The following is a 245-nucleotide window of genomic DNA, read 5'->3' as shown; positions in this document are numbered from 1 at the left end:
CCGTTTGTCGGTCTGCCGAACATTCTCGCGGGACGCTTCGTCGTGCCCGAGATTCTTCAGCATTTCGCCACGCCCGAGGCGCTGGCCGAGGCCACGCTCACGCAGTTGCACGACGAGGCGAACCGGCGCACCCTGACCGAAGTGTTCACGCAGATGCACATCGCGCTGCGCCAGATCACCGCGGAGCGCGCGGCGGAAGTGGTCGCGCGCATCACCGAAGGCCGCAGGAGCAAGGCATGACCGGA

Annotated in this window: 1 pseudogene; it reads left to right on the top strand. The window is 66.9% G+C overall.

Annotated elements, in window-relative coordinates:
- Positions 1–240 (top strand): annotated as a pseudogene (locus SB771_RS36350) (lipid-A-disaccharide synthase); the annotation flags it as partial.
- Positions 241–245: the final 5 nt, after the last annotated feature.

It is taken from the genome of Burkholderia sp. SIMBA_051, from assembly GCF_046534915.1.
In the GTDB taxonomy this organism is placed as follows: Bacteria; Pseudomonadota; Gammaproteobacteria; order Burkholderiales; family Burkholderiaceae; genus Burkholderia; species Burkholderia ambifaria.
This window is presented reverse-complemented; position numbering and strand designations above follow the sequence as displayed.